Genomic DNA, 26165 nt, shown 5'->3' on the forward strand with positions numbered 1-26165 from the left:
GAGGTAACAATGAGCCTCGTTAATGCTTACAGTCAGTCTTTACCACAGCAGAGCAGTAGTGCTTCTAATACCAGCGCGGCAACAAAAAGCTCGGTACAGACAAATACAACGACGACTACAACAGGTAATGTTTTTCTAGATAGCATCCGTTTACCTGAAGAGAGTGCGATCCCTGAAGCTAATGATCAGATGTTACAGCAAGAAGATTTTTTTGCTCTACTCAGTCAGCAGTTATCGATGCAAGATCCTTTTGAACCCGTTGACAACGACCAAATGATTGCGCAAATGGCATCATTCTCAACAGTAGATGGTATTTCAAATCTTAATGATGAAATTCTTAATCTCAATACTGTTATGAGCTCAAGCCAAGCATTACAAGCTTCTAGCTTAGTAGGGCGTAAGGTACTTATTCCTTCTGATACTGGTGCTATATCGACTGAAAGCCCTGAAATTAAAGCGGTGATTAGTACACCATCAGCAATCGAGTCTATTACGGTTAGGGTGGAAGATGCGTCCGGCCAGCTTATTAAGAGTTTTAATGTTGATGGCAGCGAAGGCGGCAATGTTGATATTACTTGGGATGGTTTAGACAAAAATGGTGAACCTGTTGAAGCGGGTAATTATGCCATTAAGGCCAGCGGTAAAGTCGATGGAACATCGGAAGATTTAGCGGTATCGACTTATGCCCATGTTGCCAGCGTGTCATTAGGCACAACGGCAACCGGCGCTATTTTGAATTTGCGTGGAGTAGGCGGAATTAAGTTATCTGACGTACTCGCAGTATCCGAAACATAATACGGCCAGCATTATAAAACTGGTCATATTAAAAATGAATTAATTGTGAGAGGTGAACTATGTCATTTAACATCGCACTCAGTGGTATCGCAGCCGCGCAAAAAGACTTAAACACTACTGCGAATAACATCGCGAACGTCAATACCGTTGGTTTTAAAGAATCTCGTGCCGAATTTGCAGATGTATATGCAAATTCAATTTTTGCCAATGGTAAAACAACAGTCGGTGGTGGTGTGACCACTACGCAAGTTGCGCAACAGTTTCATCAAGGTAGTTTGCAATTTACCAGTAACTCGCTCGATATGGCGATAAGTGGTAGCGGATTTTTTGTCACTTCATCAGGGTTAGACACACAGGATCTATCTTATACTAGAGCCGGTGCATTTAAAGTTGATTCAGACAATTACATGGTTGATGCAGCAGGTAATTTTTTACAAGGTTTCCCTGTGGATGACGATGGTAACTCAACCTCAGTCAGTTTAACCACCACGGATCCTATCAAGGTACCTGACACAGCGGGTAGTCCTGAACAAACCGAAAATGTTGGCTTGCAGATGAACCTTAATGTGGGTGAAGAAGCATTAGACCCAGCGAGTTTTGATCCTGATGATTCTGATACATTCAACAACTCTACCTCAGTAACCATTTACGATTCACTCGGTGAATCACATATCATGACCACCTATTTCATTAAACCTACCGCTGGCTCATATACAGGTGAAAGTAACTGGGTCGCTTTTTATGCGGTAGACGGTGAGCCGGTTGATGTGGCCAGTGGTACTGGGACTTATGATACGGATACCGATGGTGATGGTACCGTTGATGGAACGGGTACCGCATCAGCTGCTAATCCGAGCGGTGTAGGCACATGGTCAGGTGCGGTACTTAAATTTAACGATACTGGTAGTTACATTGGCAGTGAACCAGGTACGATTACAACTGAGGCACTGGGTACCGGTGGTGCGGGTGCTTTAGGCCCCGGAGCCGATGGTACTCAAACGCTTACAGTAAGCTTTAATACTCCAACTCAGTATGCTTCTCCGTTTGAAGTCACTGAATTGACTCAAGATGGTATTACCGTTGGTCGATTAACTAACGTTGGTATTGGCTCAGATGGTTTGATTACCGCCAGTTACAGTAATGGTTCAACGGTTCCGTTGTCACGTGTGGCATTAGTCCGTTTTGCTAACGAGCAAGGGCTTACTCAAGTGGGTAATACCTCTTGGCAAGCCAGTTTAGGTTCTGGTGAAGCATTAGCCGGTGAAGCTAATAGTGGTACTTTTGGTAGTATTAATTCGTCTGCACTTGAACAATCAAACGTAGACTTAACCACAGAGCTTGTTGATTTAATCTCAGCTCAGCGTAACTTCCAAGCCAACTCGCGTACGCTCGAAGTTAACAATACCTTAAACCAAACAATCTTACAGATCCGCTAAATTTACGCATACATTATAAATTTAGGCTTATCGTTATATAAAGGTGTTGCCGTTTACGGCAACACCTTGCCTTTACCCTTCTTGTTGTTACTCCTCGTTACTCCTTGTTATTAGGACCCTAGTGTTGATTGATGGTTTTTTGACACTCACAGTGACTCATTATTTATTTTTCTTATTCAATTTCATGTAATTACAATAACCAAAAATATTGACCACCTCATTGGCATGATGTTTGCTTTATCTCCGTATAGAGTATTTTTACTGAAAGTTTGACGGAGCAACAAATGGACAAATTTCTTTATATTGCCATGAGTGGCGCAAAGCAAGGGATGAATGCATTAGCGGTAAGTGCTAACAATCTTGCCAACGCCAATACTGATGGATTTAAAGCTGACATGGTCCAAGCCCGTTCAATGCAGGCATTTGGTGAAGGTTTGCCTTCGCGGGTTTTTTCAATGATGGAAAGCCCTGGCAGTAATTTTAACAGTGGTCCTATTAAAACCACTGGTCGCGATCTTGATGTTGCGGTTAAGGGGGATGGCTGGCTTGCAGTGCAAGCAGCTGATGGTTCCGAAGGTTACACCCGTGCAGGCAGTTTAAAAATTGACAGTACAGGTATGTTGTTAAACAGCAGTAACCGTCCGGTAATGGGAACGTCAGGTCCCATTGTGTTACCCATTCCTGTTGAAAAAATAGAAATTTCGGCCAACGGCATTATTTCAGTACGTCCGCAAGGCGCAACAGCTGAAATAGTCGAAGAGGTCGCCCGAATTAAATTAGTTAATCCGGGTAATGAAAACCTAATGCGCGGTGAAGATGGTTTGTTTCGCCTTATTACAGGTGGTAATGCACCAAACGACCCCGGCGTTGCCGTTGAAAGCGGTGCGGTAGAAGGCAGCAATGTCAACTCAGTACACGAAATGGTCGCCATGATTGATATTCAACGTCAATACGAAATGCAAGTCAAAATGATGAAGAACGCTGAAGAAATTGATCGGGCGTCCACTTCCTTGATGAGAATTAGTTAGGAGTAATTATTATGCATCCAGCGTTATGGATAAGTAAAACCGGTGTCGATGCCCAGCAAACTAACATTGCCGTTATTTCTAATAACGTGGCTAACGCCAGTACTGTTGGGTTTAAGAAAAGTCGTGCGGTATTTGAAGACTTACTTTATCAAACGGTTAATCAAGCCGGTGGTGTTAGCTCAGATAATACCAAACTGCCTAATGGTTTAAACATCGGTGCTGGTACTAAAGTGGTTGCCACCCAAAAAATGTTTACTCAAGGCAACATGCTTACCACGGATAATTCATTAGATTTAATGATTGAAGGTTCGGGCTTTTTTGAAGTGCAAATGCCAGATGGCACCGCTGCCTATACCCGAAACGGCCAGTTTAGCTTAGATGAAACAGGTCAGATTGTAACACCAGGTTCGGGTTATGTCGTGCAGCCAACAATTGCCATTCCTGATGATGCAACCAGCATTACCGTGTCTTCGGCTGGTGAAGTATCAGTGCAAATCCCTGGTACAGCAGAAAGCCAAGTGGTAGGGCAGCTTACCATGACAGACTTTATTAATCCGGCAGGTTTAGATCCCCTAGGACAAAACTTGTATACCGAAACCGGAGCAAGTGGCACGCCAATTCAAGGCACAGCATCGCAAGACGGTTTAGGTTCTATTCGCCAAGGTGCGCTGGAAACCTCAAACGTAAACGTAACAGAAGAATTGGTTAACCTTATTCAAGGCCAACGTATTTATGAGATGAACTCTAAAGTTATCTCGGCGGTTGACCAAATGCTGTCTTATATTAATCAGAATCTCTAAGGAGCTGACATGATTAAATACATTGCGTTAGCGTCATTGGTATTATTGGCTGGCTGTAGTTCTACTGCCAAGAAACCGATTGCAGATGACCCATTTTATGCGCCGGTATATCCAGATGTCACACCGACGCAAGTGGCGGCGACGGGATCTATTTATCATGACTCCCAAGCGTCAAGTTTGTATTCCGATATTCGTGCGCATCGCATTGGCGACATTATTACCGTCATGCTGAAAGAATCGACTCAAGCGTCGAAAAGTGCCAATAACGAAATTAAAAAAGGTACCGATTTAAGCATGGAACCTATTTATGCTGGTGGTAAAAACATATCCATTAGCGGCGTACCTATCGATTTAGGTTACACCGACAGCATGAATACCAAACGAGAATCAGACGCCGATCAATCTAACAGTTTAGATGGCAGTATTTCGGCCAATATCATCCAAGTGCTCAATAACGGCAATTTAGTGATACGCGGCGAAAAATGGATTTCGATTAACAACGGTGACGAATTTATCCGTGTTACCGGCATGATCCGCAGCCAAGACATTACAACAGACAATACCATCGACTCCACACGTGTGGCTAACGCTCGAATTCAGTATAGCGGTACCGGTACGTTTGCTGACTCCCAAAAAGTCGGTTGGCTGAGTTCATTCTTTATGAGTGACTGGTGGCCTTTTTAAGGAGTAATGCATGAAAACTAAACTGCTTAAGTCGACTGTCTCAATAGTCGCATCAATATTAATGTTAACCTCGCCGGTACATGCCGAGAGGATTAAAGACATTGCCAGTATTCAAGGGGTGCGAAGTAACCAATTAGTCGGTTATGGCCTAGTGGTTGGTTTGCCTGGCACTGGGGAAAATACCCGTTATACCCAACAAACGTTTAGAACCATGCTAAAAAACTTTGGTATTAATTTACCAGACTCAGTTCGCCCAAGTTCAAAAAACGTAGCCGTGGTGGCAGTACATGCCGAAATGCCTGCTTTTATTAAGCCGGGTCAAAATCTTGACATTACCGTGTCCAGTTTAGGTCAAGCCAAAAGTTTACGTGGCGGCACCTTATTACAAACTTTCTTAAAAGGGGTTGATGGCAATGTGTATGCCATTGCTCAAGGTAGCTTAATCGTCAGTGGTTTTAGCGCCGAAGGGCTTGATGGTTCAGTGGTTATTCAAAACACCCCAACTGTTGGTCGTATCCCAAGTGGTGCCATAGTTGAGCGCAGTGTGGTAAGTCCATTTTCAAGTGGTGACTACCTAACGTTTAATTTACGTCGTTCAGACTTTTCGACCGCCAAACGTACAGCCGATGCCATTAACGATTTACTCGGCCCAGATATGGCTAAAGCGATTGATGCTACCTCTATTCAAGTCAGCGCCCCGCGGGATGCATCACAGCGAGTGTCATTTTTATCGACATTAGAAAACATAGAGGTGATACCGGCGGAAGAGTCGGCCAAAGTCATTGTTAACTCACGCACCGGCACCATAGTGGTAGGCCAAAACGTTAAATTGTTGCCTGCAGCGGTAACACACGGCGGATTAACCGTCACCATCGCTGAAGCCACTCAAGTATCACAACCCAACGCATTAGCGGGTGGCGATACGGTTGTGACCACTAACAGTACGATTGATGTGTCAGAAAAAGATCGTCGTATGTTTATGTTTAATCCAGGTACCACACTTGACGAGCTTGTCAGAGCCGTGAATTTAGTGGGCGCAGCACCATCAGACGTACTTGCCATACTCGAAGCGTTAAAGATGGCAGGCGCTTTGCATGGTGAACTTATCATTATCTAAATATTGTCGGAATGACTATGGAAAAGTTGTCAGCTTCATCGAACTTTCTGGATCTAGGAGGACTAGATTCACTTCGTGTCCAAGCCCAGAAAGACGAGAAGGGGGCACTTAAAGAAGCAGCAAAGCAGTTTGAAGGTATCTTCATTCAAATGCTAATGAAAAGCATGCGAGATGCCAATGCCGCGTTTAAGTCAGACAATCCAATGAACAGTGAAACGACCGAATTTTTTGAACAAATGCGTGATCAGCAAATGTCGGTCGATTTATCAAGTAAAGGCATGCTAGGGCTTGCAGAACTCATGGTGCAGCAATTAGACCCAGAAAATAGCCCTGTTACACCAGCCTCAGTATTACGAAGTGATACTGACTACAAAGTTAACTCAGGTACGTTTGTTGCGCCAGCAACCGAGTTAGATAAAGACACTCTCGATGCTATTGCGCCAAAAGATCAAATAGCGGCATCGCATTCTGTTATTACCCACTCTGTTATAGACAGCGCCGAATCGATGCGACCAATGTCGGCCCAGCTGACGAGTGTGTTAGACGAACAACAGTTAAACAGTGTGCTACGCGGTGAGCAATTAGCCAGCCAAGCGGTACAAGCAGGCAAAGGTTTGCCTCAAGCAAATGTTAACGCAGTAAAAGATAAAGGCATTGCCGTAAGCGAATTTACCAGCCCAGAGCATTTTATTTCGGTGTTGTATCCTCATGCGGAAAAAGCCGCACAATCATTGGGAACATCGGCTGAGGTATTAATTGCCCAGTCAGCATTGGAAACCGGTTGGGGCCAAAAAGTTGTACGTCGTAACGACGGCACTATGAGTCATAACTTATTTAATATCAAAGCAGATAAACGCTGGCAAGGTGAGAAAACCTCAGTGAATACATTGGAATTTGAAAAGGGCATTGCGGTGCAACAAAAAGCGGATTTCAGAATGTATGACAACCTTGAACAAAGCTTTAATGACTTTGTATCGTTTATCAGCCAGGGCGATCGCTATCAAGATGCGCGTAACGTTGCCGCCGAACCAACTCAATTTATTCGAGCGCTGCAAAAAGCAGGCTACGCCACCGACCCGCAATATGCCAATAAGGTTATCAATGTGATGAAGTCGGTAAAAGAAGGCCTTAAATCTATATTACCTGTGGAGACTAAATAATGTCAGTAGACTTACTCAATATCGCTCGCACAGGCGTTCAAGCATCTCAAGCACAACTAGGTGTAACCAGTAATAACATCGCTAATGCTAATACTGAAGGTTATAACAGACAAGTTGCCACGCAAGCATCAACAGAATCACAACGCTATGGTAATAATTTTTATGGTACTGGCACGTATGTGTCCGATGTTAAACGTGTCTATAACGAGTTTGCTGCCCGTGAGTTACGTATAGGCCAAACCAGTATGAGCGCGGCTGAAACCTCTTACGATAAGTTAAGCGAATTAGACCAAATTTATTCTCAAATTGGCAGCATGGTGCCAGAAAACCTGAACAACTTTTTTGCCAGTATTAATAATGTGGCTGATTTACCAACCGATCTTGGTATTCGCAGCAGTAGTCTCAGTTCAGCTGAACAGATGGCAAACACTATTAATCAAATGCAATCGCTCCTTGACGGTCAAACAACCCAAACCAACAGCCAAATAGAATCTATCACCACTCGTATTAATGAAATCGGTAAAGAGTTAGGCAGCATCAATTTAGAATTGATGAAATCTCAAGGTGAAGACAGCCAAGTACTAGACAAGCAAGATGCCCTTATTTTAGAGCTGAGTGAGTATGCTCAGGTCAATGTTATTCCGTTAGATACAGGCGCCAAATCAATCATGCTAGGCGGCTCTGTGATGTTGGTGTCTGGTGAAGTCTCGATGTCGATAGGCACCAGTATTGGCGACCCTTATCCCAACGAACCAGGACTTAATGCGTCTATTGGTGATAAAACTCTTAATGTCGACCCCTCTAAATTGGGCGGTCAACTAGGCGCATTATTCTCTTTTAGAGACGACACTTTATTACCTGCCAGTGCTGAACTCGGTCAAATGGCATTAGGTATTGCAGACACCTTTAACGAAATGCAGTCCAAAGGTTTTGATTTAAACGGTGACGTTGGCAGTAACCTTTTTCGTGATATCAACGACCCACTAATGGCATTAGGCCGAGTGGGTGAATATTCAACCAATACAGGTACTGCTGCAGGTGTGTCAGTCAATATTGATGATGTGGGTGCGCTATCGGGTGGCAATTACAAGTTGAGTTTTACTACCGCTGACGGCTACCAATTAACAGATACACAAACTGGTGAGAAAACCACATTAACCTTAACGGGTAGCGAACTTACTGGCGGTGCTGGTTTTAGTATTAACATTGCCAGTGGCGCAATGAATGACGGCGATAAATTTGATATACGCCCAACCGCCGGTGCCGCATCAAGTTTAAGTGTGGTGATGATCGACCCCAAAGGCATTGCCGCAGCAGGGCCAACGTTAACGGCCGACACGAGTAATTCTGGCAGTACAGCAATTAGCTTAAACAGCATGGATTCAACAGTAACGGGTTTCCAGGTTGGTTCAACGATTACTTTCAAGCTCGACACTACATTAAATTCTTATGAAGCATTTACTAGTGCTGGAGTTTCATTAGGCCCAAGCGCCACATATACAGGTAACAATATTAATGCTTTTGGTATGGACTTTGATATTACTGGTTCTGGTACCGCAGATAGCTTTACATTTGATTTAGCATTTGCAGAAGGCAATAACAACAATGCTGTCGCAATAGCTGGGTTATCAAACAGCAAATTAATGAATAACGGTACCGGGACCCTAACCAGTGTATTTGAAAATACTAAATTGGATATCGGTAGCCAAACCAAATCAGCAGAAGTGCGAGTAGGCTCAGCCACGGCAATATACCAACAAGCTAGCGACCGAGTGCAAAGTGAGTCAGGCGTTAACCTAGATGAAGAAGCGGCAAACCTATTGCGTTTTCAGCAATCTTATCAAGCCGCCGCCAGAATTATGACTACAGCACAAACCATTTTCGATACTTTATTCAGCTCGGTTCGTTAGGAGATACATCATGAGAATTTCTACCGGACAAATGTTTCAACAAAACACCAATAGCATATTAGAAAAACAATCTGCTACTAACAGCATTACGGCACAAATTTCTAGCGGCAAAAGAGTCAACACCGCAGGTGATGACCCTGTCGCGGCCATTGGTATTGATAATCTAAAGCAAAAAAATACCTTAATAGACCAATTTGTCAAAAATATTGATTACGCCACTAACCACATTCAACAAGCCGAAAGTCAGTTAGGCCAAGCCGATACCTTAGTTAGCAGCATGAGAGAATCTGTGCTTCGCGGTATTAACGGCAGCATGACTTCCGCTGATCGGCAAGTGATTGCCGCTGACATGCGTCAAAGTCTTGAACAATTAATGTCCATTGCCAACACCAAAGATGAATCGGGCAATTATATTTTTGCGGGTAATAACACCAACGACATTCCATTTGCCTTTGATAATAACGGCGATGTGGTTTACAGCGGCGATTCAGGCATTCGAAAAAGCAATATTGCTTCGGGCGTCCAAGTTAATACCAATGTGCCCGGTGATGCTGCGTTTATGAATGCACCTAGCGGCATGGGCGATTATGGCGTCAATTATTCGTCATTACAGCAAGGCGACTTTGTGGTTACCAGTGCCAAAGTTACTGATAGCGTTGCTTATGTTGATAATGACTATACCTATAGCTTTGCATTTACCGATGATGGTGCCGGTGGTCTGAACGTAGAGGTGACAGATAACGCCACACCGACGGCAACTATTGCCTACCCAGCAACTTCTTTTGACGCTTCAACGCCAATAGAGTTTAACGGCATGGCAATTAACATCACTGGCGAGCCTCAAGCTGGCGATACATTCAGCATAGAAGAAGTAGCGCAAGTCAGTATATTCGATACGTTCAGCAAGGTTATTGCATTATATGAAAGTGGCGATGACGCACAAACGCCTGCTAGTCAGTCAGAGTTGGCACAGCTCTTGAATAACATTGATAGTGGCGTCAATCAAATGAGTCAAGAGCGAAGCTCAACTGGCAACAGCTTAAAAGTGTTGCAACAGTACAGCGACAATCATACTGACGAAAAGTTGATTAACACTTCGGCATTATCAAAATTAGAAGATTTAGATTTTGCCTCGGCAATTACCGAATTTGAAAAGCAACAATTAGCGCTCAATGCAGCATCGAGTTTGTTCAGTAAAATTAGTTCGACCAGTTTGTTTGATTATATATAACAGGTTTAGGCAAGCTTTTGATTGGTTGTTTGTAAACCATAAAAACAGAAGCGCTTATACATAGCGTTAACAAAACATTAAACAGTTTACATGATTAACCGTTTAGCCAAGCTCCGAGTCTTGGCGTTCAACTAAGAAGAGGAATTTTACATATGGCTATTTCAGTTAACACTAACGTGACATCCATGAAGGCGCAGGGTAATTTAAATAGTGCTCAGAATGCTACATCCATGTCTATGGAACGTTTAGCATCAGGTTTGCGCATTAACAGCGCTAAAGATGATGCCGCAGGTTTGCAAATTGCCAACCGTATGACAAGTCAAATTAATGGTATTGGCGTCGCGGTGCGTAATGCCAACGATGGTATCTCAATTGCCCAAACCGCTGAAGGCGCAATGGGCGAGTCAACCAACATTTTACAGCGTATGCGTGACTTGTCTTTGCAGTCTGCCAACGGTTCAAACTCTAGTGGTGACCGTGCCGCAATGCAAAAAGAGTTGTCTGCATTACAATCAGAATTAACTCGTATTGCAGATACCACCTCATTTGGTGGTCAAAAATTACTCGATGGTTCTTATGGTACCCAAAAATTCCAAGTAGGTTCTAATTCTAACGAAACTATTTCTGTTACCTTAAGTAGTGTTTCAGCTGACAAAATTGGTTTAACAGGTAAAGAAGTGTCAGTGGGAGCAGTAACTGGTTTTGGTGGTGCACGGACTTCACCGATGACCTTCGATGGTACTGAAGCGCTTGAAATGCAGATAGGCACTCAAAAGACTGCTGTTACCTTAACTGATGGGATGAGCGCTGCTGATTTGGCTGGTGAGTTGAATGCGACTGAAGGCTTGAATGGTGTAGAGGCAACTTCTCGCGTTATGATTAGTATTGGTACTGACAACACCACTACAGGTGATTCAATAGCTTTATCTATTGATGGCGTTGATATGAATTTCACCATAGATGCTACAGGTGATGAAGTAGCTCAAAGTGGGCTCATGCATGCTGCGTTGGTAAGTGATTCAGCTACGACGAATGCGCTTGCTGCTGAAGGTATAACGTATAGTCTAGATGCGACAACTGGTGGCCTTATCTTTGAAAAAGCATCAGGCGAGAATATAGCGGTTGCGGCAACTACTACAGGTGGCTTGGTAGAGGGCTTGGATGTCAATATTGATGCTGTGGATAGTACAGGCACTAAAATAGGTACCGTAGTTGATGCAGCGGCAACGGGTATTTCTGGGACTACCTCGGTCTCTGCGGACGTAACAGGAACACTTGATTGGTCTAATGCCACAGTGGCCAGTACAGTTGCTACAGCTTCGTTAAATGTAACGGGTGGAACGCTTGGTTTTACTGGTGGGGCTGCAGCGACAATAGGCGCATCAAAATTTGCTTCGGTCGACAGTATTGATATTTCTACTGCTGGTGGCTCACAAAACGCAATTGATATCATTGATGCGGCATTGGCTGACATCGATAGCCAACGAGCAGACTTGGGTGCAACGCAAAATCGTATGGATTTCACCATCAGCAATTTAAGTAACATTCAAAATAACGTGTCAGATGCGCGTAGTCGTATTCAAGATGTTGACTTTGCGTCAGAGAGTGCTGAATTAAGTAAGCAGCAGATTTTGTCTCAAGCATCATCTTCAATGCTTGCGCAGGCTAACCAGTTACCACAGGTAGCGTTATCACTACTTGGTTAGTCATCAACTGAGTCATTAAACGTGATATTAAAAACCGCCACCTATCAAGTGGCGGTTTTTGTTTGTAAGCTTAATCTACTGAATTTAAATGTTTATTTAATTTTTAGTGATTTATTTTAGTGTGGTGTAAAAAAAAACTAAAGTTCTTCCTTTTATTGCCGTTACCTTAAGTGTAACCAATATATGATCCGCCTGGCTTAATACAGACAGGCAATGTCTACAGTCAGGAATACGAGGAATTAAATCATGGCTATTTCAGTTAACACTAACGTCACATCAATGAAAGCCCAAGGCAATTTAAATAGCGCTCAAAGCAGCACTTCAACATCAATGGAGCGTTTAGCTTCAGGCTTACGCATTAACAGTGCTAAAGATGATGCCGCCGGCCTACAGATTTCGAATCGTATGACCAGCCAGATTAACGGTATTGGTATCGCGATGCGTAATGCCAACGATGGTATCTCCATTGCGCAAACCGCTGAAGGCGCCATGAGTGAGTCAACCAATATCCTCCAGCGTATGCGTGACTTGTCATTGCAATCGTCTAACGGTTCAAACTCATCTGATGACCGTGTTGCAATGCAATCAGAGATTACCTCTTTGCAAGAGGAGTTAACACGAATTGCTGAAACTACCTCATTTGGTGGTCAAAAATTACTCGATGGTTCTTATGGTACCCAAAAATTCCAAGTAGGTTCTAATTCTAACGAAACGATTTCAATTTCTTTGGGTGATGTTTCAGCTGACAAAATTGGTTTAACAGGTAAAGAAGTGTCAGTGGGAGCAGTAACTGGTTTTGGTGGTGCACGGACTTCACCGATGACCTTCGATGGTACTGAAGCGCTTGAAATGCAGATAGGCACTAAAAAGACTGCTGTTACCTTAACTGATGGGATGAGCGCTGCTGATTTGGCTGGTGAGTTGAATGCGGCTGAAGGCTTGAATGGTGTAGAGGCAACTTCTCGCGTTATGATTAGTATTGGTACTGACAACGCCACTGCTGGTGATTCAATAGCTTTATCTATTGATGGCGTTGATATGAATTTCACCATAGATGCTACAGGTGATGAAATAGCTCAAAGTGGGCTCATGCATGCTGCGTTGGTAAGTGATTCAGCTACGACGGATGCGCTTGCTGCTGAAGGTATAACGTATAGTCTAGATGCGACAACTGGTGGCCTTATCTTTGAAAAAGCATCAGGCGAGAATATAGCGGTTGCGGCAACTACTACAGGTGGCTTGGTAGAGGGCTTGGATGTCAATATTGATGCTGTGGATAGTACAGGCACTAAAATAGGTACCGTAGTTGATGCAGCGGCAACGGGTATTTCTGGGACTACCTCGGTCTCTGCGGACGTAACAGGAACACTTGATTGGTCTAATGCCACAGTGGCCAGTACAGTTGCTACAGCTTCGTTAAATGTAACGGGTGGAACGCTTGGTTTTACTGGTGGGGCTGCAGCGACAATAGGCGCATCAAAATTTGCTTCGGTCGACAGTATTGATATTTCTACTGCTGGTGGCTCACAAAACGCAATTGATATCATTGATGCGGCATTGGCTGACATCGATAGCCAACGAGCAGACTTGGGTGCAACGCAAAATCGTATGGATTTCACCATCAGCAATTTAAGTAACATTCAAAATAACGTGTCAGATGCGCGTAGTCGTATTCAGGATGTTGACTTTGCCTCTGAAAGTGCTGAGTTAAGTAAGCAACAAATTTTGTCACAAGCATCATCTTCAATGCTTGCGCAAGCGAATCAGTTGCCACAGGTTGCATTGTCATTACTGTAGCCACTACTATAATCAGCTATTGATAAGTAGCAGCTTGATAGTAACTCACTGAGTGAATCAGTAAATAACGTCAAAATTGAAAAGGAAGATTCACATTGTTGAATCTTCCTTTTTGTTTAATACCTATATAAATAACTAATATATAGAAATTAGATAGACATAGAGCTTAACGGCACTATTTAGTATGCTAATCTTTTGGCAAGCAGGCCAATAGACGATTTGCTGGGTTGGTGATTTACTGAGTTGGTGATTTACTCAATGAGTGTGACTTTGTTGCCTGAGTCGTTTTAGTAAGTAAGACATTAATCGGGATTACATTATTTAGAGAGGATGTTATGGATAATAATTCAATGGGTATAACAGGCTCACCTGTAAATCCCTCTGTAACAAATAGGCCTGAAGCCATTACAAATAAAACCGAAGCTATTTCGGATGCGGTATCAGATACTTTATCAGGCAAGAATGTTGCGGCGCATATAGCGGTAGATAAAAGCGCTTATGTGGCGGAAGTCGATAAAGTGTCGTTGGTTAACGGGGTAGCAGAAACTGAAGTAAACGCTAAAATTGCAGCTGACGCTAATATTGCAACAGATGCTAAAGCAGAGCAGACTGAAACTGAAGCCTTAGAAGAAGTAGTTTCCCAGTTGTCGGAAGTGATGTCATTAATGAATAAAGGGCTGGCATTTTCGGTTGACGAAGATTCAGGCTCGGCTATTGTTAAAGTAATGGATATTAGTTCGGGTGAAATTATACGTCAAATCCCCAGTGATGAGGCGCTAGAGTTGGCGCAAAAATTGCAAGACGTAAAAGGGTTGTTGATGAGAACCGAAGCCTAATAGCTAATGCTTGATGCTAATGCCTGATGGGGCATGGCGAGTTGTTGATAGAATAAGTCGATTGCGTTTTTTTGTGACAACAAATTAAATCGCTTTAAGATTAATTGAGATAAGTTGAGGTAAACATGGGATTAACATCGGTAGGGCTAGGGTCTGGCCTAGACATTAACGGTATTGTATCGGCTTTAGTTAGCTCGGAACAAGCTCCTAAGGTTGCTCAATTTGACACAAAAGAGGGCGCGATTAACTCTGAGATATCAGCGCTAGGGTTTTTAAAAAGTGCCTTATCGGAATTTCAAGACAGCTTAAGCTTTCTCTCTAAAGAAGACTCCTTTGAAAGTCAAAGCGTGAAACTGTCAAAGAGCACCTACTTAAGTTCAACGGTAACGGATGACGCGGTATCAGGCAGTTATAGTGTAGCTGTTGAACAGTTGGCGGTAAATCAAAAAGTCGGTTCTGCGGCTGTGAGTGATGTAACGGCGGCGTTAGGTGAGGGCTCGTTAAACTTTGCTGTGGATGGTGACAGCTTTGACATTGCCGTTAGCGCAGAAGACACCTTACAAACACTGGTAGCAAAAATTAATGGTGCTGATGATAATGTTGGTGTTACGGCAACCATAGTGAACAGTGATGACGGTGCCAAATTAGTCTTAACCTCTAACGAAACCGGTACCGCCAATAATATAACGGTTTCTGCCACCGATGCAGATGCCGGTGCTAGTACTGTGCTAGCCGATACCTTTACCATGACTGAGTTGCAGCCCGCTAAAGATTCGATTGTGTATATCGACGGCCTAAAGCTTACCTCAAGCAGTAATACCGTTGAAGATGCCATTGAAGGCGTGACGCTTAACCTTAAAAGCGCTGATATTGACGAGTTGACCACATTAACCGTTTCCCAGAATACCAGCTCAATTAAAACGGGGATACAAGCCTTTGTTGACGCTTTTAACTCTATGACCGAGTCCATTACAAGTTTAACCAGTTATAATGCTGATACCCAAGTGGCTGGCGTTTTACAGGGTGACTCTTTACCGCGCGGGATACAAAGCCAGTTACGTAATGTGATTTCATCATCATTTTCAACAACGGACGGTAGTTTGTCATTGGCTTCTATCGGTATTACCACCACTCGCAGCGGCACCTTAGAAATTGATGACGATATTTTAACCGCAGCATTAAAAAACAATGTAGACGGTATTAAAGAAATGTTTACCACGGAAGATACCGGTGTTGCAACCAAGTTAGATGGCTATTTAGACTCATATGTTGGCACAGGTTCCATTATTGATAGCCGTGATACCTCCCTTGACAGTAGCTTGGAACGTTTGGCTGATCAGCGTGAAGCGTTTGCCACAAAAATGGCGGCGTTTGAAGCGCGCTTGTATACCCAGTATAACTATATGGATTTAATTGTGGGGCAACTGAGCACTCAGAGTTCCGACTTGCAATCTCGACTCGATTCACTTCCTGGGCTTGTGAGCCAAAATGATTAATTGCATGGTTGATTAACCTGTGAAATTAACCTGTGAAATTAACCTGTGAAATTAACCTGCGCAATTAACCTGTGGATTTAATCTATTTAAAAGATGATGGCGAGTTGAAAATAAATGACAACAACAGCACAAAAAATGTTAATCGATGATTTGGATGCGACCAGCGAACAATGCAGAACAGTATTAGATAGTTTAAAAAGCAAAAATGAGACAGAAGAATTTGATAAGTTGGTATTAGATTTGCAAGAGTTGGTTACTAAGCGTCAAAACTTATTGGATGTTTTGATTGCAGACGATTCGTTTGTGCAAAAAGATTATTTGCAACGCCAATTGGAGCTGACATTAAGCCTTGAGGTGAAAGCAAAGTTAGTCATGAAGAGTTTGCATGCTGAAATACATTTAGGAAAGAAAAACCAACGTCAAGTTAATGTTTATAAAAGTATTGATTCAGATAGGTAGGTATTTATGAGAAGCTCACTACAGTCATATAGAAAAGTTTCGCTAGAAAGCGAAATTGCGGTGGCTTCGCCGCATCGCATTATACAAATGATGTTTGAAGGCGCATTGCAGCGTATTGCACAAGCTAAGTATGCCATTCAGCAGAAACAACCTGCGCAAAAAGGCGAAAATATCGGTAAAGCAATTAGTATTATTGCTGGGCTGAGTGGTAGCCTAAACATGGATGCTGGCTCCGAAATTTCTGCTAATCTAGACTCTCTTTATGAGTATATGTTGAGAAGATTATCAGAGGCCAATGTCGCTAATGATGTGGAAATGCTCGAAGAAGTTTCTGCTTTGCTTAGAACCATTAAAGAAGGTTGGGATACAATTCCACAAGATATGCATGAGTTAACCTCAGAAGCGAGTTAATCGTTACAGTATACTGCATACTGTAATCCAGGTAATAAAAAAGACGCATAGCGTCTTTTTTGCTATTTGGCTTACAGTGATTCTTCTTGTAGATAAACGGGTAGTTGGCTTGCTGTTAAGCTGAATAAAAATAACAAAGCGGTAAGCTTGTAAGCATTCATTAGATTTTTTGAATGAAAAAGCAGCATTTTTAAAAAAAATGTGGCTTGATATCGATAAAATGTAACTGGTACTTGCTTATGATGGCTTGATAATACAGTATTTATGATTGTATCTATTGTTGTGACTGCGTTTTTGCGTTAATTAACAAATTAACAACCCTGTTTAGACATAATGATAGTATATTGTCACAGTAGTCAATTTTTTGGCTACACTGTATTTTGGTGTTGTAGCTTATTGGCTATAACCTTCCCGAGTAAATACCTATAACAAGAGCTTTGGCCTTCTGAATGATGCAAATAGAACAAAGAATTTTAATTGTCGGTACCCCATCAGAGCGTGTGACTCGTTTGTGCTGCATTTTCGAATTTTTAGGCGAAGAATGTGAAATTGTTTCAACCGAGAGCTTATTCACCTTACTCGAGCAATCTCGTTTCCGCGCCCTCATCATGGCGACAGATCACGTTGATGCCGACAGCATTAAAAATATAGCTGTGATAGCGCCTTGGCAACCCATGTTGTTACTGGGTGATACCGATATCAGTTTATCTAGCGTTCTTGGCACCATAGAAGAACCGATAAATTATCCGCAATTAACTGAACTACTTCATTTTTGTCAGGTGTTTGGCCAAGCCAAACGAGACTACACACTCACCAGCGGTAATCAAACCAAGTTGTTCCGTAGTTTAGTGGGCCGCAGTGAAGGTATTGCTAAAGTTCGTCATTTGATTAATCAAGTATCAAGTTCTGATGCCACCGTATTAATACTGGGGCAATCGGGTACGGGTAAAGAAGTTGTCGCGCGCAATATTCATTATTTATCTGAACGTCGCGATGGGCCGTTTATTCCGGTCAATTGTGGTGCTATTCCTGCGGAGTTGCTAGAAAGTGAATTGTTTGGTCATGAAAAGGGCTCTTTCACTGGTGCGATATCTTCACGTAAAGGTCGTTTTGAATTAGCTGAAGGCGGCACATTATTTTTAGATGAAATTGGTGATATGCCGCTGCAAATGCAAGTTAAGTTGCTGCGTGTATTGCAAGAAAAGGTATTTGAGCGTGTTGGTGGCAGTAAAACTATCGCGACAGATGTTCGTATTGTTGCGGCGACGCATCGCGATCTTGAAACCATGATTATTGATAACTTGTTTCGCGAAGATTTATATTATCGACTTAATGTATTCCCAATTGAAATGCCAGGGTTAAGTGAGCGCAGTGAAGATGTGCCGTTATTACTCCATGAATTAGTGAATCGAGTATTTAATGAAGGCCGTGGCAAGGTTCGTTTTACCCAACGGGCTATTGAATCGTTAAAAGAACATTCCTGGTCTGGTAATGTCCGTGAATTGTCTAACTTAGTTGAACGTTTAACCATTTTGTTTCCTGGTGGGCTGGTTGACGTAAATGATTTACCCCAAAAGTATCGCTATATTGACGTGCCTGAATATTGTGTCGAAGTGAATGAAGAACAATTAGAGCGAGATGCGTTAGCGTCGATATTTAGTGATGAAGAACCCGTTAATATTCCGGAAACCCGCTTTCCCAGTGAACTGCCGGCCGAAGGGGTTAATTTAAAAGATTTATTGGCGGAGCTGGAAATTGACATGATCCGTCAAGCTCTTGAGCTGCAAGACAATGTTGTTGCAAGAGCCGCTGAAATGCTGGGTATTCGCCGTACAACATTGGTCGAAAAAATGCGTAAATATGGACTGAGTAAAGAATAGCGTTAAATGACATTACATTGTTAATGAATGAAGTATCGCATAAAAACAAAAACACATCTTCGGGTGTGTTTTTGTTTTTATGGCTGTTGATGCACCAATAAAAAATGTTTTCATTGGCACACTAAATGCATTAGGTTAGTCAAATGTAATTCTTTTGACGGAGTGGCCATGTATTCAGCTCGAGTGTTATCAAATCCGCGTAATGCGGAGGTTGAGTTGCCTATTACAGCATCGTTTACCACCACACCTTATGCATCGACTAAGCCTGTTTCCCGGCCGAATGAAAGTGCCATTCGTCAAAGTATTGCTCACGCTAAAACACCGGTGTTTACGCCGGCTGTGAGTGCTTATTCAAGTAAGGCTGCCAATATGTCGAATCAAATGGCGCATATTCTCCAAGCCATGCCATCTGGGGTAGTGATTATTGATGGCGATGGCGTGGTGACGCTTGCTAACCCCGTTGCTACCGAGCTTTTGGGGCGTCCATTACAAGGTGCCCGCTGGTTTGACATTATTCAACGTGCTTTTGCTCCACAAGATGATGATGGCCATGAAGTGTCATTAAAAAATGGTCGCCGAGTAAAATTGGCCATAACGCCATTGGCACCAGAATCTGGACAGTTGATAGTGATAACCGACCTTACTGAAACCCGTTTGTTACAGAAAAACCTGTCTCATTTACAACGTTTATCCGCATTAGGAAAAATGGTGGCGACATTAGCCCACCAGGTGCGTACCCCATTATCTGCCGCCTTGCTCTATGCTTCTAATCTCGCCAGTCCTAAATTATCAGATTCAGCTCGAACTAAGTTTCAATCTAAGTTAGTTGATCGACTGAATGAATTAGAGCGTCAAGTTAATGACATGTTATTGATGGCCAAAGGGCGTCAAGAGGGAATGGCAGAATCCGTTTCAATGGACGAGATTATTACTCAAGTGATGGCAAGCTGCGAGCCTATTGCAGATAAAAAACACTGCCAGCTTGTTGTTGAAGATACATCCAATTCATTGATGCTTGCCAATGCTAATGCATTGAGCTCTGCGGTGAATAATTTAGTGATGAACAGTATTGAAGCGGGTGCCACAAAAATTAAAGTCAGTGCCAGTGAAACCCCAGAGGGGCTGTTGTTAGATGTCATTGATAATGGCAAAGGGCTTGAACCGTCAATGCAACAGCAAATATTAGAACCCTTTTTTACCACTAAGAGCCAAGGTACCGGTTTAGGCTTAGCCGTTGTTCAGTCGGTAGTACGTAACCATGGCGGGCACATTCAGTTGTCATGTAAGCCTGGTATGGGTTGCCATATTCGTTTGCGCTTCCCGCACATTAAAAAAACAGCAGATCAGGAGGTGATGCATGACTGAAGCCAATATTCTATTAGTTGAGGATGACGCTGATTTACGTGAAGCATTGCTTGATACCTTAATGCTTGCCCATTACGACTGTGTTGATGTCGGTAGTGCCGAAGAGGCTATTTTGGCCTTAAAAGCCAACCATTTTGATATGGTGATTAGCGATGTGCAGATGGAAGGCATTGGTGGACTGGGTTTGTTGGCCTATTTACAGCAACATCAACCTAAACTGCCGGTATTGTTAATGACCGCTTATGCCACGATTGACAGTGCGGTTAGTGCGATGAAATTAGGTGCTGTAGATTATCTTGCTAAACCGTTTGCGCCTGAAGTGTTGTTGAATCAGGTGTCACGTTATTTACCGTTAACGCAAAATCACGATAAACCTGTGGTTGCCGATGACAAAAGTTTAGCCTTGTTGTCGCTGGCTCAGCGGGTAGCCGTGTCAGATGCATCGGTCATGATTATGGGGCCGAGTGGTTCGGGTAAAGAAGTGTTGGCACGGTTTATTCACCAACATAGTCAACGCCATGACCAACCGTTTATTGCGATTAACTGCGCAGCAATACCCGAAAACATGTTAGAAGCCACCTTGTTTGGTTACGAGAAAGGCGCATTTACGGGCGCTTATCAAGCTTGCCCAGGTAAGTTTGAACAAGCCCAAGGTGGCACCATATTGCTTGATGAAATATCCGAGATGGAACTTGGCTTACAAGCTAAATTATTGCGGGTATTGCAAGAACGCGAAGTAGAGCGTTTAGGTGGCCGTAAAACCATTAAACTTGATGTGCGAGTACTGGCTACCTCAAACCGAGATTTAAAAGCCATGGCGACATCTGGTGAGTTTAGAGAAGATTTATACTACCGAATTAATGTGTTTCCGTTAACTTGGCCTGCGCTGCATCAACGCCCTGCAGATATTTTACCGCTGGCGCGACATTTGCTGATTAAGCATGCTAAAGCATTTAATATGACTACAGTACCTAAGCTTGATGATGCTGCCACTAGACGTTTATTAACCCATCGTTGGCCAGGTAATGTACGTGAGTTAGATAATGTTATTCAACGTGCACTGATATTACGGGCTAATGATTATATAGGTGTCAATGATATTATTATTGACTCTGCCGATGTGAAGTTGGTTTCTACAGAGAGTATTGAAAATGATAAGTCTGTTGACGTAGACGGTTTAGGCGATGAATTAAAAGCTCAAGAGCATGTGATTATTTTAGAAACCCTTAATCAATGTCAGGGCAGTCGGAAAATGGTCGCAGAAAAACTGGGGATCAGTGCCCGCACGTTACGTTATAAAATGGCTAAAATGCGTGATATGGGGATCCAATTACCTGCATAGCAACCGACATAGCAAAAAGTGCAGTTATCAGTTTTTTGTTAAGTCTATGATTTAGCACTCTAATAATTTTATTTCTGTTCATTAAATTAGATTGATACCGCTTTATATACCAACAAATAACCTATTCCATTATGTGAATAGGTTATTTTTGCCTTCCTGGTTTCTATCTTTCTCCTGTTATTTAACATCTTGGCATCTAAATTGCTTTAACTCTGTATTAGTTATTATTGTCGTCAAAAAATCGACGAAAGGGAGTTACACCATGCAGATTAGCGCAAATCCATTAATGCAAGAAATGCAGTCACTTCGTGGCGAAATATCTCCTTCTATTGGTTCATCTATTCGTCCCAACCTTACCCAACAAGTGAATAACACGACGGGAGCTGATTTTAGTCAGTTACTGTCTCAAGCCGTGGGTAGTGTTAATGAATTGCAGCAAACATCGGCAAGTTTAGCGACTCGTTTAGACATGGGCGACACCACTGTTTCTTTGTCTGATACCGTTATTGCGCGTGAAAAAGCTGGCGTTGCGTTTGAGGCAACGGTGCAGGTACGTAATAAGCTGGTTGATGCTTATAAAGAAATTATGAATATGCCTGTTTAGTGCAGACGTTTTTAAGCACTAAATTACATAACACCATCAGATATAGCAGGTACGTATTGTGAGCACAGACATAATGGTAGGTTCAGATTCAACAGTTGATGACGGAGTCCAGCAAGAGAATAAATCTGGATTGCTTGGCGGTGCTGGTGGTGCCGACATGATGCGTCAGGTGATCATGATTCTGGCATTGGCAATCTGTCTTGCGTTGGCGGTTTTTGTGATGATGTGGGCGCAGGAGCCTGATTATCGCCCATTGGGTAAAATGGAAACTGCTGAGATGATCCAGGTCTTAGATGTTCTCGATAAAAACCAAATCGATTATCAAATTAATGTCGATGTGGTGAAAGTGCCTGAAGATAAATATCAAGATGTAAAATTACTGCTTAGCCGTGCTGGGATTCAAAGTAGCACTCAAGCCAATGACTATTTAAGTCAAGACAGTGGTTTTGGGGTAAGCCAGCGCATGGAGCAAGCTCGCTTAAAGCAAAGCCAGGAATCTAATTTAGCCCGAGCGATAGAAGAGTTAAAAAGTATTAGTCGCGCCAAGGTGATTTTAGCATTACCGAAGGAAAACGTTTTTGCTCGTAATGCGTCTAAACCAAGTGCGACTGTGGTGGTGAGTGTTCGTCGTGGCGGTTTAGGCCAGGAAGAGATTGATGCGATTGTTGATATTGTTGGCTCTGCGGTACAAGGGTTGGTTCCATCACGCGTAACGGTAACCGATTCAAATGGCCGCTTACTTAATTCTGGTAGCCAAGATGGTACCTCTGCAAGAGCACGTCGTGAGTCTGAGTTGGTACAACAAAAAGAAGCCGAATACCGTAATAAAATTGAATCAATATTGATGCCAATTTTAGGGCCTGAGAATTTTACCACTCAAGTCGATGTGAATATGAACTTTACCGCTGTAGAACAAACGGCTAAACGTTTCTCGCCTGATTTACCTGCTATTCGCAGTGAAATGACGATTGAGCGTAACTCATCTGGTCAAAGTTCTGGTGGCATTCCTGGGGCGTTAAGTAATCAACCGCCAATGGAATCTACTATTCCAGAAGTGGCAGGTGAGGCTTCTAGTGCTAGTTCTACTACTTCAGGTGACTCTTCAAAAGAAGCTACGCGAAATTATGAATTAGACACAACGATAAGTCATACTCGTCAGCAAATTGGTGTTGTACGTCGGGTGAGTGCATCTGTTGCAATTAATTTTAAACCTGGTCAGGTTGATGAGAATGGTCAAGTATCACGGGTGCCAAGAACAGAACAAGAGTTAACCAATATTCGCCGTTTATTAGAAGGTGCTGTAGGGTTTAGCTCTCAACGTGGTGATGCACTCGAAGTAGTTACCGTTCCCTTTATGGATCAGTTAATTGAAGAATTACCAGAACCGGATATGTGGGAGCAGCCTTGGTTTTGGCGAGCGATAAAATTGGCTTTAGGTGCAATTGTTATTTTAGTGCTCATTTTAGCTGTGGTTCGACCTATGCTTAAGAAGCTAACGAATCCTAGTGGGGTCAACATGCCTGACGATGTTCGCCCTGGGCATGAATTAGCCGAAATTGAAGATCAATATGCCGCAGATACCTTAGGTATGCTTAATACCAAAGAGGCGGAATACAGCTATGCCGATGACGGATCAATTCACATACCTAATTTGCATAAAGATGATGATATGATTAAAGCAATTAGAGCTCTCGTGGCCAATGAGCCTGAACTTTCCACTCAAGTAATTAAAAATTGGTTACAAGACAATGGCTAATGATAAAAAAGAAAAAACCGAAAAAGCGGCAGTAGCAGGTTTTGATCCTGATTCTGTCACTGGCGTCGAAAAAACAGCTATTTTACTGCTGAGTTTGAGTGAAGCTGATGCTGCGTCAATTTTAAAACACTTAGAACCTAAACAGGTGCAAAAAGTGGGTATGGCGATGGCGGCTATGGAAGAGTTTGGTCAAGAAAAAGTCATCGGCGTTCATAAATTATTTTTAGATGATATTCAAAAATATTCGTCTATTGGTTTTAACAGTGAAGAATTCGTCCGTAAGGCGTTGACCGCTGCATTGGGTGAAGATAAAGCCGGTAATTTGATTGAACAAATTATCATGGGTAGCGGCGCTAAAGGGCTTGATTCGTTAAAATGGATGGATGCGCGTCAAGTAGCAACGATCATTCAAAATGAACATCCGCAAATTCAAACGATTGTGTTGTCGTATTTAGAACCCGATCAAGCCGCTGAGATTTTTAGCCAGTTTCCAGAGAATACCCGCTTAGATTTAATGATGCGTATTGCTAATCTTGAGGAAGTTCAACCTGCAGCATTGCAAGAGTTGAATGACATTATGGAGAAACAATTTGCTGGTCAAGGTGGTGCTCAAGCCGCGAAGATGGGTGGCTTGAAAGCGGCTGCCAATATTATGAATTATCTTGATACTGGGGTTGAAAGCCAGATCATGGAAACGATGCGCGACACTGACGAAGAAATGGCGCAACAAATCCAGGACATGATGTTTGTATTTGAAAACCTTATCGATGTGGATGATCGTGGTATTCAGGCCTTGTTACGTGAAGTACAGCAAGATATTCTGATGAAAGCACTTAAGGGTGCTGATGATGCACTGAAAGAGAAAATTTTGGGTAATATGTCTAAACGTGCCGCTGAACTGTTGCGTGATGACTTAGAAGCTATGGGACCGATTCGTATTAGTGAAGTTGAAGTCGCACAAAAAGAGATTTTATCGATTGCTCGTCGTCTCAGTGACAGTGGTGAAATTATGTTAGCTGGCGGTGGTGGTGACGAATTCTTGTAACCAATAACAATTATCTGTATATGGGTGGTATCTCCATTGGATTGTTCTCGGTTATGTTTGTATGTTTACCATGAGTGCACATTATCATGAGTGCCACATTATAATGTGATGCCCTGTTGTTTGCTTTGAAACCATGACTTCAACAATATAAGTGATCCATTATGCCAGAATCAAAATCACCTAAAAAGGTACTTAATGCGGATGATGAGCATGAATTTAGTCATTGGCAATTACCTGATATTACTCAAGATCGCAGTCAAAGTCCTTCAAATTTATTTGGTAAGTTTTCTGGCGAGCATAAACAAGATCCTGTTGTTAAGTCGAGCCGACCTATGGCTCCACCTACCATGGCGCAAATTGAAGAGATCCGTGCTGCGGCAGAGCTAGAAGGTTTTGAGCAAGGTAAGCAAGACGGTTATCAACAAGGATTAGAACAAGGGCGTTTAGAAGGGCTAGAGCAAGGGCATCTTGAAGGTTTTACTCAGGGCGAGCAGCAAGGATTAGAGGCTGGCCAAGCAAATGCAAATCAACTTGGTGAGCAACTTAATCATATTATTAGTCAATTTGAGCACCCATTATCAATACTCGATGACGAAATAGAAGCTGAGCTGCTTGCCATGACGTTAAGCTTAGCAAAAGCGGTGATTGGCCATGAGCTTAAAACACATCCAGAGCATGTTTTATCGGCGCTACGTCAAGGTGTTGATGCACTTCCACTAAAAGAACAACTTGTTAAAATACGCCTGAATCAAACAGATTCGGAAATCGTGAATCAATGTTTTAGTGTTGAGCAGCTGCAAAAAAATCAGTGGCAGATTGATATCGATCCGACATTATCAAATGGTGATTGTATGCTCGACAGTGTTCGTTCATCTGTCGATTTACGTGTTGAACAACGTATCAATCAAGTATTTAGCGAGTTAGATGCTCAGTCAAATCAGTTAGCCAAAAATGTAAAACAACAAAAGACCACTCATCCCCAATACCAAACCACATCAGTCGACAATTTAAGTGAATATCAACAAGCGGCTGAGCTTTCCGACAGGGCTATTGGTAAAGAAATGGATGATGGCGGCATTGGTATGTCTGATACTGGCAGTTCAGTTCAACATCAAGCTCTCCAAGACGATGTCACCGAATCAACTGAGTCTGTGGTGGATGAAAAAATGGATCCACCTTCTGCATCAATCGATGTTGACCAAGTTGTTGCTCCTAATACAAGTCCTGATGTAAGTGACGATCCCGTGCGAGCTGATAAAGCGGATGACATTCAGCCTCCACAGAATGACTTATCTTAAGGAAACACC

Annotated in this window: 22 protein-coding genes; all 22 read left to right on the forward strand. The window is 42.7% G+C overall.

The window, feature by feature from the left end; all coding sequences use genetic code 11:
* Positions 1-9: 9 nt before the first annotated feature.
* Positions 10-795: a flagellar hook assembly protein FlgD gene (gene flgD / locus FCN25_RS16270; protein WP_137226463.1), complete on the forward strand. Its 786-nt coding sequence runs from the start codon at positions 10-12 to the stop codon at positions 793-795.
* Between the two features lie 59 nt (positions 796-854).
* Positions 855-2231, forward strand: coding sequence for a flagellar hook protein FlgE (gene flgE, locus FCN25_RS16275; RefSeq protein WP_137226464.1), 1377 nt, complete (start codon positions 855-857; stop codon positions 2229-2231).
* A gap of 284 nt (positions 2232-2515) precedes the next feature.
* A complete protein-coding gene (gene flgF / locus FCN25_RS16280; protein ID WP_137226465.1) occupies positions 2516-3259 on the forward strand; it encodes a flagellar basal-body rod protein FlgF in 744 nt (247 codons plus the stop codon).
* 11 nt (positions 3260-3270) lie between these two features.
* Positions 3271-4059, forward strand: a complete 789-nt coding sequence (flgG, locus tag FCN25_RS16285) for a flagellar basal-body rod protein FlgG (RefSeq protein ID WP_137226466.1) — start codon at positions 3271-3273, stop codon at positions 4057-4059.
* 9 nt (positions 4060-4068) lie between these two features.
* Positions 4069-4743 carry a flagellar basal body L-ring protein FlgH gene (flgH, locus tag FCN25_RS16290; protein WP_137226467.1) on the forward strand — a complete coding sequence of 225 codons (675 nt, stop codon included), beginning with the start codon at positions 4069-4071 and terminating at the stop codon, positions 4741-4743.
* A gap of 10 nt (positions 4744-4753) precedes the next feature.
* Positions 4754-5860 carry a flagellar basal body P-ring protein FlgI gene (locus tag FCN25_RS16295; protein WP_137226468.1) on the forward strand — a complete coding sequence of 369 codons (1107 nt, stop codon included), beginning with the start codon at positions 4754-4756 and terminating at the stop codon, positions 5858-5860.
* A gap of 17 nt (positions 5861-5877) precedes the next feature.
* Positions 5878-7020, forward strand: a complete 1143-nt coding sequence (gene flgJ / locus FCN25_RS16300) for a flagellar assembly peptidoglycan hydrolase FlgJ (protein WP_175405889.1) — start codon at positions 5878-5880, stop codon at positions 7018-7020.
* Positions 7020-8930 (forward strand): flagellar hook-associated protein FlgK, encoded by a 1911-nt coding sequence (gene flgK / locus FCN25_RS16305; RefSeq protein WP_137226470.1) that lies wholly within the window; start codon positions 7020-7022, stop codon positions 8928-8930. The genes flgJ and flgK overlap by 1 nt, the downstream gene beginning before the upstream one ends.
* A gap of 10 nt (positions 8931-8940) precedes the next feature.
* Positions 8941-10161, forward strand: a complete 1221-nt coding sequence (flgL, locus tag FCN25_RS16310; protein ID WP_137226471.1) for a flagellar hook-associated protein FlgL — start codon at positions 8941-8943, stop codon at positions 10159-10161.
* 152 nt (positions 10162-10313) lie between these two features.
* Positions 10314-11867, forward strand: a complete 1554-nt coding sequence (locus FCN25_RS16315) for a flagellin (RefSeq protein WP_137226472.1) — start codon at positions 10314-10316, stop codon at positions 11865-11867.
* A gap of 246 nt (positions 11868-12113) precedes the next feature.
* Positions 12114-13664 carry a flagellin gene (locus FCN25_RS16320; RefSeq protein WP_137226473.1) on the forward strand — a complete coding sequence of 517 codons (1551 nt, stop codon included), beginning with the start codon at positions 12114-12116 and terminating at the stop codon, positions 13662-13664.
* 335 nt (positions 13665-13999) lie between these two features.
* On the forward strand, positions 14000-14500 hold the full coding sequence (locus FCN25_RS16325) for a flagellar protein FlaG (protein ID WP_254693662.1): 501 nt from the start codon (positions 14000-14002) through the stop codon (positions 14498-14500).
* A 125-nt stretch (positions 14501-14625) separates the two neighbouring features.
* A complete protein-coding gene (gene fliD / locus FCN25_RS16330) occupies positions 14626-15996 on the forward strand; it encodes a flagellar filament capping protein FliD (protein WP_137226474.1) in 1371 nt (456 codons plus the stop codon).
* A gap of 114 nt (positions 15997-16110) precedes the next feature.
* Positions 16111-16455: a flagella biosynthesis chaperone for FliD, FliT gene (locus FCN25_RS16335; protein ID WP_137226475.1), complete on the forward strand. Its 345-nt coding sequence runs from the start codon at positions 16111-16113 to the stop codon at positions 16453-16455.
* A 6-nt stretch (positions 16456-16461) separates the two neighbouring features.
* Positions 16462-16866, forward strand: coding sequence for a flagellar export chaperone FliS (fliS, locus tag FCN25_RS16340; RefSeq protein ID WP_137226476.1), 405 nt, complete (start codon positions 16462-16464; stop codon positions 16864-16866).
* A 449-nt stretch (positions 16867-17315) separates the two neighbouring features.
* Positions 17316-18746, forward strand: coding sequence for a sigma-54 dependent transcriptional regulator (locus tag FCN25_RS16345; protein WP_137226477.1), 1431 nt, complete (start codon positions 17316-17318; stop codon positions 18744-18746).
* Between the two features lie 168 nt (positions 18747-18914).
* Positions 18915-20111 carry a PAS domain-containing sensor histidine kinase gene (locus tag FCN25_RS16350; protein ID WP_254693663.1) on the forward strand — a complete coding sequence of 399 codons (1197 nt, stop codon included), beginning with the start codon at positions 18915-18917 and terminating at the stop codon, positions 20109-20111.
* Complete coding sequence (locus tag FCN25_RS16355) at positions 20104-21453, forward strand: sigma-54 dependent transcriptional regulator (protein WP_137226478.1); 1350 nt, start codon at positions 20104-20106, stop codon at positions 21451-21453. The genes FCN25_RS16350 and FCN25_RS16355 overlap by 8 nt, the downstream gene beginning before the upstream one ends.
* Before the next feature lie 262 nt (positions 21454-21715).
* Positions 21716-22057 (forward strand): flagellar hook-basal body complex protein FliE, encoded by a 342-nt coding sequence (gene fliE, locus FCN25_RS16360; protein WP_137226479.1) that lies wholly within the window; start codon positions 21716-21718, stop codon positions 22055-22057.
* 70 nt (positions 22058-22127) lie between these two features.
* Positions 22128-23813: a flagellar basal-body MS-ring/collar protein FliF gene (gene fliF / locus FCN25_RS16365; RefSeq protein ID WP_175405948.1), complete on the forward strand. Its 1686-nt coding sequence runs from the start codon at positions 22128-22130 to the stop codon at positions 23811-23813.
* A complete protein-coding gene (gene fliG, locus FCN25_RS16370) occupies positions 23806-24858 on the forward strand; it encodes a flagellar motor switch protein FliG (protein ID WP_137226481.1) in 1053 nt (350 codons plus the stop codon). Before fliF ends, fliG begins: the two co-directional genes overlap by 8 nt.
* Before the next feature lie 161 nt (positions 24859-25019).
* Entirely contained in the window at positions 25020-26156 is a 1137-nt protein-coding gene (gene fliH, locus FCN25_RS16375) for a flagellar assembly protein FliH (RefSeq protein WP_137226482.1), read from the forward strand.
* Positions 26157-26165: the final 9 nt, after the last annotated feature.

This window comes from Shewanella sp. MEBiC00475 (assembly GCF_005234075.1).
GTDB classification, from domain to species: Bacteria; Pseudomonadota; Gammaproteobacteria; order Enterobacterales; family Shewanellaceae; genus Shewanella; species Shewanella polaris.

What these genes read in the sequence shown, in the direction of transcription:
- flgD (WP_137226463.1), top strand. Translation starts at nt 10, where the DNA reads ATGAGCCTCGTTAATGCTTACAGTCAGTCTTTACCACAGCAGAGCAGT.
- flgE (WP_137226464.1), top strand. Translation starts at nt 855, where the DNA reads ATGTCATTTAACATCGCACTCAGTGGTATCGCAGCCGCGCAAAAAGAC.
- flgF (WP_137226465.1), top strand. Translation starts at nt 2,516, where the DNA reads ATGGACAAATTTCTTTATATTGCCATGAGTGGCGCAAAGCAAGGGATG.
- flgG (WP_137226466.1), top strand. Translation starts at nt 3,271, where the DNA reads ATGCATCCAGCGTTATGGATAAGTAAAACCGGTGTCGATGCCCAGCAA.
- flgH (WP_137226467.1), top strand. Translation starts at nt 4,069, where the DNA reads ATGATTAAATACATTGCGTTAGCGTCATTGGTATTATTGGCTGGCTGT.
- FCN25_RS16295 (WP_137226468.1), top strand. Translation starts at nt 4,754, where the DNA reads ATGAAAACTAAACTGCTTAAGTCGACTGTCTCAATAGTCGCATCAATA.
- flgJ (WP_175405889.1), top strand. Translation starts at nt 5,878, where the DNA reads ATGGAAAAGTTGTCAGCTTCATCGAACTTTCTGGATCTAGGAGGACTA.
- flgK (WP_137226470.1), top strand. Translation starts at nt 7,020, where the DNA reads ATGTCAGTAGACTTACTCAATATCGCTCGCACAGGCGTTCAAGCATCT.
- flgL (WP_137226471.1), top strand. Translation starts at nt 8,941, where the DNA reads ATGAGAATTTCTACCGGACAAATGTTTCAACAAAACACCAATAGCATA.
- FCN25_RS16315 (WP_137226472.1), top strand. Translation starts at nt 10,314, where the DNA reads ATGGCTATTTCAGTTAACACTAACGTGACATCCATGAAGGCGCAGGGT.
- FCN25_RS16320 (WP_137226473.1), top strand. Translation starts at nt 12,114, where the DNA reads ATGGCTATTTCAGTTAACACTAACGTCACATCAATGAAAGCCCAAGGC.
- FCN25_RS16325 (WP_254693662.1), top strand. Translation starts at nt 14,000, where the DNA reads ATGGATAATAATTCAATGGGTATAACAGGCTCACCTGTAAATCCCTCT.
- fliD (WP_137226474.1), top strand. Translation starts at nt 14,626, where the DNA reads ATGGGATTAACATCGGTAGGGCTAGGGTCTGGCCTAGACATTAACGGT.
- FCN25_RS16335 (WP_137226475.1), top strand. Translation starts at nt 16,111, where the DNA reads ATGACAACAACAGCACAAAAAATGTTAATCGATGATTTGGATGCGACC.
- fliS (WP_137226476.1), top strand. Translation starts at nt 16,462, where the DNA reads ATGAGAAGCTCACTACAGTCATATAGAAAAGTTTCGCTAGAAAGCGAA.
- FCN25_RS16345 (WP_137226477.1), top strand. Translation starts at nt 17,316, where the DNA reads ATGATGCAAATAGAACAAAGAATTTTAATTGTCGGTACCCCATCAGAG.
- FCN25_RS16350 (WP_254693663.1), top strand. Translation starts at nt 18,915, where the DNA reads ATGTATTCAGCTCGAGTGTTATCAAATCCGCGTAATGCGGAGGTTGAG.
- FCN25_RS16355 (WP_137226478.1), top strand. Translation starts at nt 20,104, where the DNA reads ATGACTGAAGCCAATATTCTATTAGTTGAGGATGACGCTGATTTACGT.
- fliE (WP_137226479.1), top strand. Translation starts at nt 21,716, where the DNA reads ATGCAGATTAGCGCAAATCCATTAATGCAAGAAATGCAGTCACTTCGT.
- fliG (WP_137226481.1), top strand. Translation starts at nt 23,806, where the DNA reads ATGGCTAATGATAAAAAAGAAAAAACCGAAAAAGCGGCAGTAGCAGGT.
- fliH (WP_137226482.1), top strand. Translation starts at nt 25,020, where the DNA reads ATGCCAGAATCAAAATCACCTAAAAAGGTACTTAATGCGGATGATGAG.